We start from the raw sequence: 15,466 nt of genomic DNA, 5'->3' as shown, positions 1-15,466 counted from the left end.
TTTTGGTTCCTGCCGGGATACCCTGCCCGGGCAAAGTCTGACTGACTAAAATTACAACCTCCCCAGCAGTGCTTTCAGTTCCCGTTTGCCATGGCTGAACACTTCCCCGGCATCATACACTCTGGAGACTCCCCCTTCAACCAGAATCCTCCCGTCGGCAATGACCGTATCCACATCCTCCTGACCGGCTGAATAAACAATCTTGGAACACACCAGTTCCGGATCATCCTTTGCCGCAAAGCCGTTTTTATTCAGATTCAGGAGTACCAGATCCGCTTTTTTGCCCGGCTCAATGCTTCCGGTCAGATGTTCAATGCCGAGTGCTTTTGCCCCGTTAATTGTTGCAAGTTTCATGACCTCTTTTGCGTTCATGGAGGTGGGGCCGTGTATCGGTTTCTGAATCAGTGCCGCCATGTTCATTTCGCGGAATACTGAAAGCCGGTTATTGCACGGAGCTCCGTCTGCGCCAAGAGATACATTTACTCCGCTTTTTAACAGATGAGGAATATTTGCAATACCCGAAGCAAGTTTCAGGTTGGATGACGGACAGTGCGCAACCGATGTCCCCTTTTCTGCCATGGTTTTCACTTCTCCATCATGAACATGGATGCAGTGGGCAAGAACCGTTTTCTGCTCAAGCATTCCGATGGAATTGAAATAGTCTATATTTTCTTTTCCCGTTTTCTTCCGCACCTCTTCCACTTCTTTTTTGTTTTCTGACGAGTGGGTATGTATCAATGCACCGGGGATATCCTTAACCATCTCTGCTGTTTCCCTGAGCAGCCGGTCGCTGCAGGAGAGTACAAAACGGGGAGCAAAGCCATAGTTAACCCGACCGCCGGATGTATTATGAAATGCTTTAGCAAGGTCGTATGATTCACGCAGTTCATCTCCGGTATTTCCCTTAAAGCCGGGGAACAGGTCATTCTCATCAATCATGCACTTCCCCGCAAACGCGCGGATACCGGAAGCAGCAAGCTCATCAAATATCACTTCAGTGTGGCGGAGCGTTCCCATATCAAGCAATGTTGTGGTGCCGCCGCGCAGCAGTTCATCAATACCAAGCCGGACCGATGCACGGAGCGATGATGCCGAATGCGCATTTTCATAGGGAAAAATCCTGAGCTGAAGCCAGTCAAGCAGTTCAAGATCATCGGCAAGCCCGCGGAACAGCGTCTGGCAGAGATGGATATGCGTCTGGATGAATCCGGGAGTCATTACCATATCCGGCTTATATATATGCCGCGCTTCAGCATATACAGCTTCTGCCCTTCCGGAAGGAATGATTTCTTTTATATATGTTCCTTCAACAACCACAGCGTGTCCGGTCAGAATATCAAAACTGCTGTTGCAGGTAACAATTACCCCCGGATGAAGAACCTCGGTCATGCTTTCTCTTTTTCCTGTTCAATATCAGCAAAAATTTCATCCATCACCCCGAACGCATAACGGAGATGCGGGATAACAATAGACCCGCCAACAATCAGCGCGATATTGAAAGCTTCCTGCAGTTCTTCCTTTGAAGCCCCCTCCTGAATAGAGCGGTCAATATGATAAAAAATGCAGTCATTGCACCGCAGCACCATTGAGCCGACCAGCCCCATCAGTTCTTTCATTTTAACAGGTATGGCGCCTTCTTCATAGGCACGGCTGTCGAGCGCAAAAAAGCGGTTAAATTCCTTGTGTCCGGCGTTCAGAATCCGGTCATTCATTTCCAGGCGGTATTTTCTTGTCTGTGCAACACTTTTTGTTTTCATGGTATCCTGAATTTTTAATAAATATCTGGCAAAATTACGAATTAATGCCCTGTCAGCAGGGGTGAAATTCATTTCCTGAGGATTGCTATCTAATCCCCGGGTAAGAGTAAATCTCTGAAAAATCAACTTTACCGCGCGGTGAGCAGACCTGATTTCTTCCTAATTTTGTGCATGAAAAATTTTTCATTATTACCGTTGTGCGGTCAGAATCCTGCCCCTGAATCCCGATTCCGGTGAGCTCTTGAGTAATAACCTTGATAAAAAAGCTGGCAAAGGGATGAGATCAGCCGCTGCCGGTATAGCGGTTAATGCTCTTCTTGCAGTTGTTAAAATAACCACCGGTTTTTTCGGCAATTCATACGCCCTGATAGCCGACGGCATTGAATCCGCCTCCGATGTGCTGAGTTCTATGGTGGTTTTCGCCGGACTGAAAATAGCCGTTAAACCAAGGGATGAGAACCACCCCTATGGTCATGGAAAAGCAGAGCCCCTTGCGGCTGTTTTGGTTTCAGCAGCCCTTTTCGGAGCAGCTATCATGATCGCTGTTCAGAGTGTAAGGGAAATTATCACACCACATCATGCACCGGAACCCTACACCCTCATTGTGCTGCTGCTTGTGGTTGTTACCAAGGAGCTGTTATACCGGTATGTTTTCAGTGTTGGTGAAGAGGTAAAAAGTACAGCAGTAAAAACTGATGCCTGGCATCACCGGAGTGACGCTATCACCTCCATGGCAGCATTTGTTGGAATCGTTATCGCACTTGCAGGAGGCGAGGGGTGGGAAGAGGCAGACGACTGGGCAGCACTTTTTGCTTCGGCATTTATTATATATAACGCTTACCATCTCTTCAAGCCAGCAATTAATGAGGTGATGGATGCCGCCCCGCCTCCATATCTGATGAAAGATGTGAAGGATGCGGCACTAGGTGTGGAAGGGGTGCTTGGGCTCGATAAATGCTTTATCAGAAAAATGGGTTTTGACCATTTTGTTGATCTGCATGTCATCGTCTCAGGCGACCTGAGCGTAAGAAAAAGCCACGAAATCGGTCATAAAGTGAAAGACCGGATACTGCAATCTGTTCCTGGTATTACCGATGTCCTGGTTCATATTGAACCGGAAGAAGAATTGGAGAAGGAAACATCCACCACAAAAGAATAAATTTTTCCGCGAATAATCGTAAATGAAAAATTTACTCTGATTAATGAGAAGAATTCCATCATAATCCGGGAATTCTGCGAAAAAAAGAGTCCCGCTGATGAAGTGACAAAATACCTCTTGAAAGTTTCCTCTCTCTGACCTAACTTTTAAGCAACGTTCTTTTAAATTTCGCGGTGCGGAGGAAACAACAACCTCCGAGAATAGGGAAACCGGTTCAATTCCGGTGCTGTCGCGCAACTGTGTTAGATGTTCCTGTTTTGTCAGACAAAACAGGTAAGTCGGGCAATCAGGTCACTGATGAGTTTTTCACCGGGAAGACCGCCCCAAAGACGAATCTTAAGCCAGGAGACCTGCCGTGAATGAACTCGTTTACCTTCGCGGGTGAGGTAATGCGGCTGATCATCAAATCTATCTTCAACCGTCTTCCCCACGAAGTTACACTTACTTTATCACTATATATAAGGAGTAACTTCAATGTTATTTAAAACTTTTCTCTCACTGCTTTTTTTTCTGCCGTTTCTTGCAGCACAGCAGGATTCCGTCCGTTCCTACGCGCTGCCTCCGGTCTATATCTCGGCCACCAAAACGGCTATTTCACCGCTTCAGGTATCATCTACCATTTCATCTGTTGAGCAGACCGAAATCCGGGCTAAATCAGCGTTCACTCTCTATGATGTGATTAAGGATGAGTTTGGCCTGACACTTGCCCGCTACGGGGGACCCGGCCAGCTTTCTTATATATACACACGCGGAGCCGCGGCCTCTCAGACCCTTATTACTCTTGACGGCATCGAACTGAACATGGTGAACGACCCGACCAATACCGTTGATCTTGCCAATATCATGCTTGATAACATCGAACGGATTGAAATCGTCCGCGGCCCGCAGAGCACCCTGTATGGTTCTGAAGCATTCGGCGGCATCATAAATCTTTTCAGCAAAAGCGGAAACAAAGACGGGAACAGTTACTATGCCGCTGCCGAAGGAGGTTCATACTCCTCTTACCGCGCCTCAGCCGGACTTAACGGAGCGTATAACAATCTCACGTATTCACTGCAGACTTCACGCTATATAACAGAAGGATTTTCATCCGCCGCTGAGTCTGACGGTAACTCGGAAAAAGACGGCACAAAGAATTTCAATTTACTCTCAACGCTAAATTATCATGTCACGCCGGCTTTAAAACTCAGCTTTACCGGCAAATATACTGACGCTGATACTGATCTTGACCAGACCGGCGGCAAGTTTGGTGATGACCCCAGCTATCTCTTTAATCTTGAGGAAATGGGATTAAAGACCGGTCTTCTGTACGAACTGAATGAAGGAAGCCGCGTCACTGCCTCCGCTTCATATATACGGAATTTCAGAAAATATAAATTTGACAGCACCCTTTATAACCCGGCAAGCTCTTACAGCAGCTATGACGGAAACAAATTCCGCACTGAAGTGCTGGGAGATTTCACTCTGACCGATGCGATTCGTCTGACCGCCGGTGCGGAGACGGAAAAAGAGGAAGCAATATCCGACTATTTTTATAACGGCCCCTTTGGTATATACAGCAGCACCTTTCCGAAGAAATCTGTTCTGACAGCTTCAGGTTTTCTGCAGGCTCAGGCGGAGCTGTATAAAAATCTGAGCGGAAGCTACGGCATCCGGCTGGATAATCAGGAGAGATTCGGCAATGCGGTTACTTTCCGCATAGCTCAGGGGTATCTGATTGAAGCTATCAGTACCAAACTGAAATTCACCTACGGCAATGCTTACAAAGCACCGTCACTGTTTTATCTGTATGATCCGGCTTACGGCAATGCAGATCTGAAACCGGAAAAAAGCAGCGGGTGGGAAGCCGGTCTTGAGCATTATCTCAGCTCCCCTTCATCACACATCGGGCTGACTTATTTCCGTACTGATTATAAAGAGCTTTTCGGGTTTGATGCCTCCTTCCGGGCAGTGAATGTGAATTCAGCAGAGGCTTACGGTGCAGAACTCTATTTCAGAGGAGATATAACCCCGGGTCTGAGCATCAAGGCAAACTACACCTGGATGAAGACAGCAGACAAAAGCCCCGGTTCAGATGATGAAAATAAGCCGCTTCTCAGAAGGCCGGAGCATAAACTGGGTATTAACGCAACCTGGCAGGCAAACGAAAGAGTGCTGGTCAATCTGCAGACCGTCTTTACCGGCAGCCGTGAGGATAAAGATTTCAGCACCTGGCCTGCCGCACGCAGGGAGCTGAGAGCCTATACACTTCTTAATGCGGCTGTTTCCTATGAAGTATACAATCATATCACCCTTTTTGCAAGAGCTGAAAATCTGCTGAATGCTGTCTATCAGGAAGTATTGGGTTACGGACATCCTGAAAGGTCATTCTACGGCGGATTCCGGCTCGATTTTTAGTTAATTCACGGGCAAACCGGAAGAAAAATCCAAAATTTTTTCAGTCCGGATTGCCAAAAAATATAGTAAATTTGACCATTGAAAAATGGTGTTCTTACAGGAGTTAATGTAATGATTAAAATATTGAATAATATGAAAACCTGGCTGGCAGTCTCTCTCATTCTGGTTGCGGTCCTTTCGCGGCTTGCAGAGCTTCCCGTAAACTTTGCCGCAATCGGCGGCGTTGCGCTTTTCAGCGGTGCATATCTGAAAAACCGTAATCTGGCTTTTCTGGTACCCCTTTCCGCGCTCTTCATAACCGACCTGATAATCGGCCTTCACGCTGATCTTTTTGCGGTGTATTTCTCTTTTGTTCTGATTGTCGCACTCGGAATGCTCGTCAGCAGAAAGCCGGGAATTATGACAACCGCGGCTGCATCAGTAACCGGTTCAGTCCTGTTTTTCATCATCACCAATTTTTCAGTATGGGTAACCGGAACCATGTATCCGAAAACCCTTGAAGGACTCGGCACCTGCTATGTTATGGCAGTTCCTTTCTTCGGCAATACCCTGGCCGGAGATTTGCTTTTCACCGCTGTGCTTTTCGGTAGCTATGAACTGGTTACCAGGACAGTCCTGAAGGCAGTTCCTCAGCAGGCATAAGCTTTCTTATCATTAAATAAAAAAAGGCGGTCACAAGACCGCCTTTTTATTATTCGTGAATCCCTGACTCTTAGTCAAAGTCAAAAATCTCTCCGAGGAATCCCCCTTTTTTCTTCTTGTAATAATAATCATCCTTCTTATAGTAGCCATCTTTCCGGTAATCATCATCTTTCTTGTAGTATTCATCCTTTTTCCGGTCATAATCCCTCCTGTCATCGCGGGGAGGAGGAGGCGATGAAACAGCCGCCGCTTCGTAGGCGGCGCTGCGCTCAATAATTTTATCGAGCTCTCCGCGGTCAAGCCACACACCGCGGCATTTAGGGCAATAGTCAATTTCGATTCCTACACGATCTGAAATCACCAGATCAACACTGCAAACGGGACATTTCATATCTTACTCCTTAGTTTTCTTTGTACTGCTGAATCAACAATCCTTGCGAGCATTTTACCATACTTATAACCAGCGGCCTCAGCCGAGCGCATAAACCCCGCCCCTTCTGTCAGGTCGGGATTTGGATTTACCTCTAAGACGAATACATCCCCGTTTTTGTTCAATCTGCAATCAATCCGGGCATAATCCCTGCAGTTCATGGTCCGGAATGCATTAACCGCAATCTTCTGAATCTTTTTTGTCATATTGGCCGTCAGAGGAGCCGGACATATCGGGATGGTACGGTGATACGCCTCATGATGAGGATCCCATTTGGCCTGATAGCTCACAATTCGGTCCAGATGACCCGGCATTTCTGAAAAATCAATTTCACTTATCGGCAGGGCTTCCAGGTTTTCATCCCCCACGACCGAAACATTCATCTCCCTGCCGTCAATATATTGATCAAGAATAGCAGGCTGTTTAAAGTGTTCAAGAATATAGTCAATGCGATCGCGCATCCGTTTTTCATCTCTCACTACAGCGTCATGCTCAATCCCCACGGATGCATCCTCATAAGCAGGCTTAATAATCACGGGAAATTTAAGATGCTTCGGGAGATGCAGCAATGGTTCGCTCACCATTTCAAAATCGGGAACCTGAATTCCTGAGGCACGAAGCAGTTTTTTTGTCAGAATTTTATCCTGGCAGTTTGCAAGAGTCAGGACGGGTGCTCCTGTGTAGTGAATACCCAGCATTTCATATATCCCCGCAATATTCATTTCATAGCGCGAACTGACACCAAAAACCTCAATAAAGTTAAAGACCACATCCGGCTTTTCCTGAGTCAGATGATCAAGAAGTTTATCCAGACTGTCGTGGATATTAAAAGCGTATGCATCAAAGCCCTGTTTCCGGAGATGTCCGGCTATATCTTCAAATTCATCAATCGGACTTTGATGTTCAATCTCAAAATAGGGGATAAACTTCAGCTCGCCGTTATCCGCTTTGGTTTGCGAACCGTACATTTCGGGCGCTGATTCATTATAAATAACCCCCACCTTAATTTTATTTTTCTTCCTTGCCATTTATTCTGTTTGATTTATTGGCTGATTGTTTATTTTTTCGATTCCTGAAAATAAATTTACAAAGTAAAACAGCCAATTAAAACCGTTCAGCATGAGCTTTTATCCCCAGCCGTCAAGCTATGAGTGCGGCCCGTTTGCCCTGAAATATGCTCTGGTGACCCTCGGTCAGTTCCGGAGTGAAAAAGAACTGGGGCGTATCGCCGGCAGCAACTGGTGGAACGGCACCGACGAGATAGGTCTGGCCAAGGCAGCTAAGGCAAGTGACTGTGAGATGAAATACTTCCGCAGACGTGATCCCAAAATTGCCCTCCGCTCCCTTAATGCCCATCTTAAGCAGTCGCACCCCTGCATCCTTTCGGTTGATAACTGGGAGCACTGGTTTACCGTTATTAATCATCAGTCTGGGCGCTATGTGGTGGTGGACAGTAAACTGCCGAAAGTAATAAAGATATATTCCCCCGCAGCCCTTCTTAAACGATGGAAATATACCGATGAAGAAACTCATCATATCAGTTATGACGGTTACGCCATCATCCCGAAATTCCGCACCGCCACAAAAGGAAAGTTCTCTCTGGAGGTGGCGCGCAAAGTCATGCACGAAAAAAACAAGGAAGTTGCTGAAAAGTGGGATATCTATTTTAATGACCTGATTGATATCTGCCGCCCCCTCTCAGGCAATTCAAAATTTTCCTATTCTTTTACCGAGTTCCTCCGCCGCTATGAAAAACTGCTCATTAAAAGAGTTGCTCACTGGCACGGTGACCCGAAGCACAGCGAACTAAGGAAAATCTTAGATAATATGGAATTTGTTGCTGATGTCTACGACCTGCGTATATACGAAAAGGATGAGGCTAAAGTCCTGATAGATATTACCTCCCTGCTGATGATGTATGCCTGCGGCCGCTACGGGATGGACCCGATATACTGAATTATGAAGGATGAATTATGAAGGATGAATTATGAAGTATGAATTGGTGACAGATTGCGAATTCCGCAAGAATTTTTCAAAGTTAACGAAAGATTAAACGCAAAGTAAAAGAAGCTTAAGCAAAGTCACGCAGAGTTTTCAGAACTCAATTGTACATTGTTCATTGTAAACTGTACATTGAAAATTATTTCTCCATTTTTTTCAGCACTTCAATCTTTTCATCCAGTACTTTTATCCTGTTATTGATCTGCTTCAGCAGCTCATCAAGTTCTTTTTCATAACCCGGCTTGTCATAAAATCCGCGCTGTTCAAAATAACTCTTAAAGAGCCAGTTCCTTTTAAGTGCTTCCATGTTTTCAGCAAAGCGCGCGGTTCCGAGGCGGGTGTCTTCGGTGATGGAGATAACATTTGAAAGTACCGCATCAAGCTGGTTTGCCACACGGCTTGAGTCCTTAAGTAAATTTCCGAGCAGTCCCTTTCCGTCATTCACTTCCTGAACGATATCATCCACCTTCACCACAATATTATCAACGTTTCTGATTACCGATTCAATACCGGTAATCATGGAGGTAACAACCACTGTGGTTGAGTCAAGTTTATTTGAGATGGAGTTAAGACTTCTCTCCGCTGTGGTCATCAGCGCCACGGTACTGCGGTAAAGCTGATCATCATTAAGCAGTTTTCCTACGGTTCCCTCTCCCTGATTAACTTTTTCGACAATTTCCGCGAAAGAGCGGGTCAGTTCTTTGGTGTTTTCAAGCGTGCTTCGTGTTTCATCTATAATCGCCCCGTATCCGACCGGATCAACCCCGATAATCACTCCTCCGTTTTCCACCTTAGCTGCATTGTCAGAGGTAATCTGCAGAACAATGACCTGATTGCCGACCAGACCTTCAGACTCTATTGTAGCGCGGGTTGAAGTACTCAGATATTTCATTGCATCTTCCGAAATTTTCATCTTTACTTCAACCCGGCCTGACGATTCGCCGGTAAACTTAACTTCGGAAACAGAGCCGACTGATATACCGCTCAGACGCACCGGAGCACCATTACGAAGCCCGCCTATGTTGGAAAAATATGCTGAGACCGTATAAGTTTCGGAAAAAAGGGATTCCTTGCTTCCGACCAGAAATACGATTAAAATCGTGAGGGCTGATCCGATAACAACGAATACACCTAAACGGAGTTTATTTGCACCCTGGGCCATATTATATACCTGTTTCTTCCTCGATCAAATCAGGACTAAAAAAATTAACCAGAAACGGATCACGGCTGTTCACCAGTTCCGTCATATTACCTTCAAAAAAGATTACGCCGTCTTTTAATACAATCGTCCGGTCCGCAATAATGGTCGCGCAGATGATATCATGCGTTACCACAATTGAAGTCATTTTCAGCTCCGTCTGAAGATCACGGATAAGTTTGCTGATCTCCTTTGTGGTAATCGGGTCAAGGCCGGTGGTCGGTTCATCATACATCATCAGTTTTGGTTCCGTGATGATGGACCTTGCAAGACCGATCCGTTTTCTCATTCCGCCGGAAAGTTCAGAAGGCATTTTATCAATCGCGTCACTCAGAGAGACCATATCAAGCGCACGCTCAACCTTTGCGGTGATTTCACCATCGGTAAATTTATAATTTTTTCTGAGGGGAAACTCCAGATTTTCCCTCACGGTCATGGAGTCATACAATGCCGCGCTCTGAAATAAAAATCCCATGTGCAGCCGGAGTGCATTCAGTTCTTTTGCCGGGAGCTGTGTCACATGCTTCTCCCAGACCAGTATATCACCTGCGTCCGGCGTCAGAAGCCCGACAAGGCATTTCAGCAATACGCTTTTTCCTGTGCCGCTTTTGCCGAATATTACCAGATTCTCACCCTCGGTGACCGTAAGGGAAACACCTTTAAGAATATCAGCCGGGCCGAAACTCTTATATACATCACGTATATCAACAATTACATCGGCCATAACCAGAGGGTAATCCTTACTAAAACCATATCAAAAATCACGATGAGCAGTGATGACATCACCACGGCGGTGGTTGATGCTTTGCCCACACCTTCAGTGCCTCGTGTTGCGTTGTATCCCTTAAAGGAGCCGACAATACCCACAATAAATCCGAAAACAAAGGTTTTGCCTATGCTGGGGATAATATCCGAAAAACGCACCGAATCAATCACCGCGTTGATATACAACGGGAAGGTGGTATCCTGAACAATTACGACTGCTATATATGCGCCAAAAACCGCGAGGATAATCACATACACCGAAAGCATCGGCAGAATGAGCGTGCAGGCAACCACCCGGGTTACCACCAGGAATTTGAATGGATTGATAGCGGTAACTTCCATCGCGTCAATCTGTTCTGTTACACGCATCGAACCAAGTTCAGCGCCTATTCCGCTGCTTACTCTGCCGGCAAAAAGCAGAGCCGTCATCACAGGGCCAAGTTCACGCACTACCGAAAGAGTAACCATTGCAGGGAGGAATGATTCCGCCCCGAACCGCGCCAGAACCGGATTGCTCTGCAATGCCAGCACCAAACCGATAATCAGACCGGTAATGCTTACAATAGGGAGCGTTTTAACCCCAAGCTCATCCATATGCTTTTTAACTTCAGCGAACTCGTACGGCGGTAAAAAGACAGACTTGAAAAATTTTATGGTGAATTCAAACAATCCTCCTATGGATATAAAGAACTCCTCAACAGCACCTCGTTCAGGCAGGAGTTTTTTCAGAGTTGTGCTGCTTTTTTCCGGCATATCCTTACAGGAGATTATTCAAATTTGATGTAATTTATAAAAATATAATGTTTAATTTCGGCAATTAGCCGTAAAAAGAAAAATATTCATCATTTCTTAATGAGACCTGAATCACCTCAAAAATCTTAAGGAGGAGGCATGAGCAAGAATAGAAGAAATTTCCTTAAAACTGCTACTGTGGCAGGAGCCGGTACGCTGATATATGGCTGCGGAGACCGTAAGGGGCATTCCGCGGCAGTCCACACCGGGGAAAAGATTGAGTGGAAAATGGTGACCGCCTGGCCTCCAAAGTTCCCTCTGCTTGGGGAATCGGCTGAAAAATTCGCCAGGGCAGTAAGCGAGCTTTCGGGCGGCCGCTTTACGATTCATGTTTATGGCGCGGGGGAGCTTGTCCCGGCTTTTGAGTCATTTGATGCGGTCAGCCAGGGAATTGCCGAACTGGGCCACAGTGCCCCCTACTATTGGGCAGGTAAAATACCTTCAGTTTCCTTTTTCTCCGCGGTTCCGTTCGGAATGAATACCACACAGGCGAACTCCTGGCTCATGTATGGCGGAGGTCTTGAGTTGATGCGGGAAGTCTATGGCTCATTTAATCTGATCCCCTTCCTGATTGCCAATACCGGCGGACAGACAGGGGGCTGGTTTAACCGGAAAATTGAATCGGTGCAAGATTTAAAAGGATTAAAAATGCGCATCCCCGGACTTGGCGGACGTATCATCACAAAAGCCGGTGCAACCACAGTGCTTTCTCCCGGAGCCGAGCTTTATACCAATCTTGAACGCGGTGTTATTGATGCACTTGAATGGGTGGGCCCATACCATGACTACCTGATGGGCTTTCACAAAATCGCCAAATACTATTACTACCCCGGCTGGCAGGAACCCACAGGAGTAATAGAACTGATCGTGAACAAACAGGCCTATGAACAGCTCCCCGCAGAATATCAGGCGATAATCAGATATGCCTCCCAGTCATTGCTGTCAGACAGCATCTCTGAAGCATTTATCCGGAACCAGGAGCACTACGTAAAGCTCCGTGATGAAGAAAAAGTGAATATCCTCCCCTTTCCCGGAGAAGTGCTTTCTTTTCTTAAAGAAAAAACCGCTGAGGTTATCGCAGAGATTACCTCGTCTGATCCTTTCAGCAAAAAGGTGTATCAATCATATATACAGTATCAGCAAAAGTTCGCGGAGTGGTACAGCGTGGGAGAAAGGAACTACCTGTGATCAATGTACAATTTACAATGAACAATGTACAATTCAGAACACGATTAAAGGAGGAACATGATCAACAGGATTTCTTTGATCCGCTTTAATCCGTGCTGCGAGGCATCCGTAAAATCCGCGTCCCATCAGCGGAGTATATACCCCTCGGCTGAGAGACAGATTGTCATCTGTCTGTACGGAAAAAAGAATTCAGAGGTATTCTTCATTCTTTCATTGTTCATTATTCATTGCAAAAGACAGATTGTCTTCTGTCTGTACGAAAATTTATTTCCGATCCGCTTAAATCCGTGCTGCGAAGCATCCGTAAAATCCGCGTCCAATTGGCGAAGAATATACTCTCTTTACGAAACACAAGGAAATCAGACCTGTTCCTCATTATACATTGTAAATTGTACATTGTACATTGAAATTTATTTCTTCATGCAATCACAGTGTTTACATTCAAGCGGCAGATGATCTGAGGTACGCATAAATTCAGCTATCATATCCACCACATAGGTAATCTGCTCAGTGCTAAGTTCCGGATAAATTGGCAAAGCAAGTGAATCATTCGCGCAGCAGTCAGCGACCTGATAAGCATTCACATCATAATTCAGGTAGGCAAAACACTCCTGACGGTGGAATGGTACCGGATAATATATCTCAACTCCCACACCTTTTTGCGTCAGGAAATCACGCAATGCATTCCGCTTTTCAACCCTGATAATATACTGATTGTAAATATGATAATTTTTTACCGAGTCCGATTTATATACAGCCGCGGGCAGAAGTACTTTGTTTTTATCATCAAATACCGTTACTCCCTCACGCACAGCAAGTCCTGCACCGGTAAAAAGTTTTGTATAGAGTGCTGCATTTTCCCGCCGCTTCGCGCTCCAGCCGTCAAGATGAGGGAGTTTCACGCTCAGAACTGCAGCCTGCAGGGCATCAAGCCGGAAGTTTCCGCCGATCACCTTGTGATAATACTTCGGCTGCCCGCCATGCACTCGTTTGATGGTGAGTTTCTTTGCAAGGTCTTCATTGTTGGTAGTTACAAGTCCGCCGTCCCCAAAGCAGCCCAGATTTTTTGAAGGGAAGAATGAGAAGCAGCCGATATCTCCAAAGTTTCCAACCTTCCTGCCATCCTTATATTGCACACCAATTGCCTGAGCGCCGTCTTCAATTACAAACAGGTTATGCTTTTTTGCTATTGCCATAATAGCATCCATGTCCGCGCTTTGGCCATAAAGGTGCACCGGAATGATTGCTTTTGTTTTTGGAGTGATTTTCTTTTCAATATCTGCCGGATCAATATTAAAGGTAACAGAATCACTATCGGCAAAAACCGGTACTGCATTCAGTCGGGCCACAACTCCTGCCGTTGCAAAAAATGAATAGGTCGGCAGTATCACCTCGTCGCCGGGCTGTATATCCAGCGCCATCAGGGCAAGAAGCAGAGCATCCGTGCCCGATGAAACACCGATGGCATATTTGCACTCAAGATAATCAGCCATGGCTTTTTCCATTTTTTCCAGTTCCGGCCCCATAATAAAATATTGGGACTCTGCCACGCGGATGAGGGTTTCGTCAATTTCTTTTTTAATAGTCTGATACTGTGCTTTAAGGTCGAGGAGTGGTACTTTCATTTTTGCGGCTCTGCAATCATTTGTAAAAATTTAATTATCAAATATATGTGCCCGCCGCTCCATTTCCGAGATTTTCTCTGCATTGAAAATCATATCCATGACCTGAGTCAACAGCCTCCATGCGTTCACTCTTTCGTTCAGCGGATACCTGCATTTGGGGTGCGGCAGTCTTTATCAATTTTGTAAATTTGTCTGATAATTTCCCCCGAATATCGGGTTTAACCTAATTTCTTTCTGACTGACAAACTATGCACTGGATTATCCTTTTTATTGCCGGACTCTTTGAAATTGCCTGGGCTCTCGGGATGAAATATTCCGACTCTTTCTCCAAACCCGGGCCGGCTGTGTTCACCATTGTGAGCATGATTATCAGTTTTGCGCTCCTTTCGTATGCAATGAAATTCCTTCCGGTCGGGACTGCCTATGGCATCTGGACCGGCATCGGAGCTGTCGGGACGGCAGTTCTGGGAATCATCCTGTTTAATGATCCCAAAGACCTTCCCCGGCTGTTTTTCCTGGGGCTGATCTGTGTCGGAATTATCGGACTGAAGGTAGTAAGCAGCGGTCAGGAACCCTGAAACCTTATTAATTTGTTATCGTCTTATTAACACGGATAAATTGAGAAAAGAATCATATGAATACCCTTAAAACAGTTTTTTTAATGACCGCCCTGATGGTGATGTTCATTGTGGTGGGCGGGATGCTTGGCGGCCAGACCGGAATGATTTTCGCCTTTATCATGGCTATGGTCATGAATTTCGGTTCCTACTGGTTTTCAGATAAAATCGTACTAAAAATGTACGGTGCACGTCAGGTAGGCGCGCAGGAAGTACCGCAGCTTTACCGGATGATTGAGGAACTGGCGCAGAATGCAAGACTCCCCATGCCAAAAGTGTATGTTATGGATAGCGCAACCCCAAACGCTTTTGCGACCGGAAGAAATCCGGAAAATGCAGCTGTTGCTGTGACAACAGGAATCCTCCGGGTTCTTGATCAGAGGGAATTAGCCGGCGTGATTGCGCACGAACTTGCGCATATCAGAAACCGTGACATTCTGACCGGCAGCATTGTTGCCGCATTTGTTTCTGCGATTACCTTCCTGGCTCAGATGGCAGGATGGGCAGCAATGTTTTCACGCGGTGATGACCGGGAAGATGGCGGAGGCATCGGAGGTCTCTTTATGATTATTCTTGCTCCTATTGCGGCCACGCTTTTACAATTGGCAATTTCCCGTTCAAGAGAGTATGCAGCAGATGCTGACGGTGCAGCTATCTGCCGTGATCCGCTGGCACTTGCCTCCGCGCTTGATAAACTTTCACGCGCAAACGAGATTCAGCCAATGCATGATGCAAAACCGGCATCAGCTCACATGTTTATTGTCAGTCCCCTAATGGGCGGCGGGATTGCAAAACTCTTTTCTACCCATCCCCCGATGGAAGAAAGAATCAAGCGCCTCAGGCAACTGGTCAGATAATCAGCAGCATTTAAAATGAAAAGGGCTGCCCCTCATTG

The 15,466-nt window shown here is 46.1% G+C and carries 15 protein-coding genes and 1 riboswitch; of the genes, 7 read left to right on the top strand and 8 right to left on the bottom strand.

What is annotated here, in order from left to right; genetic code table 11:
• Positions 1 to 51 precede the first annotated feature (51 nt).
• A complete protein-coding gene (locus HRU80_05580) occupies positions 52 to 1,389 on the bottom strand; it encodes an amidohydrolase family protein (GenBank protein ID QOJ28373.1) in 1,338 nt (445 codons plus the stop codon).
• Entirely contained in the window at positions 1,386 to 1,757 is a 372-nt protein-coding gene (locus HRU80_05575) for a carboxymuconolactone decarboxylase family protein (GenBank protein QOJ28372.1), read from the bottom strand. Before HRU80_05575 ends, HRU80_05580 begins: the two co-directional genes overlap by 4 nt.
• A gap of 277 nt (positions 1,758 to 2,034) precedes the next feature.
• Here HRU80_05575 and HRU80_05570 point away from each other — a divergent pair, with 277 nt between their 5' ends.
• The 3 genes from HRU80_05570 (at position 2,035) to HRU80_05560 (ending at position 5,955) form a co-directional block, all read left to right on the top strand.
• Positions 2,035 to 2,916: a cation transporter gene (locus HRU80_05570; protein ID QOJ30464.1), complete on the top strand. Its 882-nt coding sequence runs from the start codon at positions 2,035 to 2,037 to the stop codon at positions 2,914 to 2,916.
• 154 nt (positions 2,917 to 3,070) lie between these two features.
• Positions 3,071 to 3,289: riboswitch (cobalamin riboswitch) on the top strand.
• A gap of 101 nt (positions 3,290 to 3,390) precedes the next feature.
• Positions 3,391 to 5,313 carry a TonB-dependent receptor gene (locus HRU80_05565; protein ID QOJ28371.1) on the top strand — a complete coding sequence of 641 codons (1,923 nt, stop codon included), beginning with the start codon at positions 3,391 to 3,393 and terminating at the stop codon, positions 5,311 to 5,313.
• Between the two features lie 111 nt (positions 5,314 to 5,424).
• Positions 5,425 to 5,955 carry a hypothetical protein gene (locus HRU80_05560; GenBank protein QOJ28370.1) on the top strand — a complete coding sequence of 177 codons (531 nt, stop codon included), beginning with the start codon at positions 5,425 to 5,427 and terminating at the stop codon, positions 5,953 to 5,955.
• Positions 5,956 to 6,025: 70 nt separating this feature from the next.
• Here the strand turns inward: HRU80_05560 and HRU80_05555 are convergent, their stop codons facing one another.
• Both HRU80_05555 and HRU80_05550 read right to left on the bottom strand, forming a co-directional pair.
• Positions 6,026 to 6,346 carry a zf-TFIIB domain-containing protein gene (locus HRU80_05555; protein QOJ28369.1) on the bottom strand — a complete coding sequence of 107 codons (321 nt, stop codon included), beginning with the start codon at positions 6,344 to 6,346 and terminating at the stop codon, positions 6,026 to 6,028.
• Complete coding sequence (locus HRU80_05550) at positions 6,343 to 7,392, bottom strand: ATP-grasp domain-containing protein (protein QOJ30463.1); 1,050 nt, start codon at positions 7,390 to 7,392, stop codon at positions 6,343 to 6,345. The genes HRU80_05555 and HRU80_05550 overlap by 4 nt, the downstream gene beginning before the upstream one ends.
• A 112-nt stretch (positions 7,393 to 7,504) precedes the next feature.
• Here HRU80_05550 and HRU80_05545 point away from each other — a divergent pair, with 112 nt between their 5' ends.
• The gene (locus HRU80_05545; GenBank protein ID QOJ28368.1) at positions 7,505 to 8,341 is read left to right on the top strand and encodes a hypothetical protein; all 837 of its coding nucleotides are present in this window, start codon (positions 7,505 to 7,507) and stop codon (positions 8,339 to 8,341) included.
• A 184-nt stretch (positions 8,342 to 8,525) separates the two neighbouring features.
• Here the strand turns inward: HRU80_05545 and HRU80_05540 are convergent, their stop codons facing one another.
• Genes HRU80_05540 through HRU80_05530 form a run of 3 tightly spaced genes read right to left on the bottom strand, consistent with a single transcriptional unit; the run spans position 8,526 to position 11,102 of the window.
• Positions 8,526 to 9,548: an MCE family protein gene (locus HRU80_05540; protein QOJ28367.1), complete on the bottom strand. Its 1,023-nt coding sequence runs from the start codon at positions 9,546 to 9,548 to the stop codon at positions 8,526 to 8,528.
• A gap of 1 nt (position 9,549) precedes the next feature.
• Positions 9,550 to 10,308: an ATP-binding cassette domain-containing protein gene (locus tag HRU80_05535; protein ID QOJ28366.1), complete on the bottom strand. Its 759-nt coding sequence runs from the start codon at positions 10,306 to 10,308 to the stop codon at positions 9,550 to 9,552.
• Entirely contained in the window at positions 10,296 to 11,102 is an 807-nt protein-coding gene (locus HRU80_05530; protein QOJ28365.1) for an ABC transporter permease, read from the bottom strand. The genes HRU80_05535 and HRU80_05530 overlap by 13 nt, the downstream gene beginning before the upstream one ends.
• Positions 11,103 to 11,240: 138 nt before the next feature.
• Here HRU80_05530 and HRU80_05525 point away from each other — a divergent pair, with 138 nt between their 5' ends.
• The gene (locus HRU80_05525; GenBank protein QOJ28364.1) at positions 11,241 to 12,329 is read left to right on the top strand and encodes a twin-arginine translocation signal domain-containing protein; all 1,089 of its coding nucleotides are present in this window, start codon (positions 11,241 to 11,243) and stop codon (positions 12,327 to 12,329) included.
• Positions 12,330 to 12,739: 410 nt separating this feature from the next.
• Here the strand turns inward: HRU80_05525 and HRU80_05520 are convergent, their stop codons facing one another.
• The gene (locus HRU80_05520) at positions 12,740 to 13,954 is read right to left on the bottom strand and encodes a DegT/DnrJ/EryC1/StrS family aminotransferase (protein ID QOJ28363.1); all 1,215 of its coding nucleotides are present in this window, start codon (positions 13,952 to 13,954) and stop codon (positions 12,740 to 12,742) included.
• A gap of 248 nt (positions 13,955 to 14,202) precedes the next feature.
• Here HRU80_05520 and sugE point away from each other — a divergent pair, with 248 nt between their 5' ends.
• Positions 14,203 to 14,532, top strand: coding sequence for a quaternary ammonium compound efflux SMR transporter SugE (gene sugE / locus HRU80_05515; GenBank protein ID QOJ28362.1), 330 nt, complete (start codon positions 14,203 to 14,205; stop codon positions 14,530 to 14,532).
• Positions 14,533 to 14,588: 56 nt separating this feature from the next.
• Positions 14,589 to 15,428, top strand: a complete 840-nt coding sequence (htpX, locus tag HRU80_05510) for a zinc metalloprotease HtpX (protein ID QOJ28361.1) — start codon at positions 14,589 to 14,591, stop codon at positions 15,426 to 15,428.
• The last annotated feature ends 38 nt before the right edge of the window (positions 15,429 to 15,466 follow it).

The sequence above is a fragment of the Ignavibacteriales bacterium genome, assembly GCA_015709675.1.
Taxonomy (GTDB): Bacteria; Bacteroidota; Ignavibacteria; order Ignavibacteriales; family Ignavibacteriaceae; genus H2-BAC3.
The sequence above is the reverse complement of the archived record's forward strand: the minus strand, read 5'-3'. Positions and strand labels throughout refer to the sequence as shown.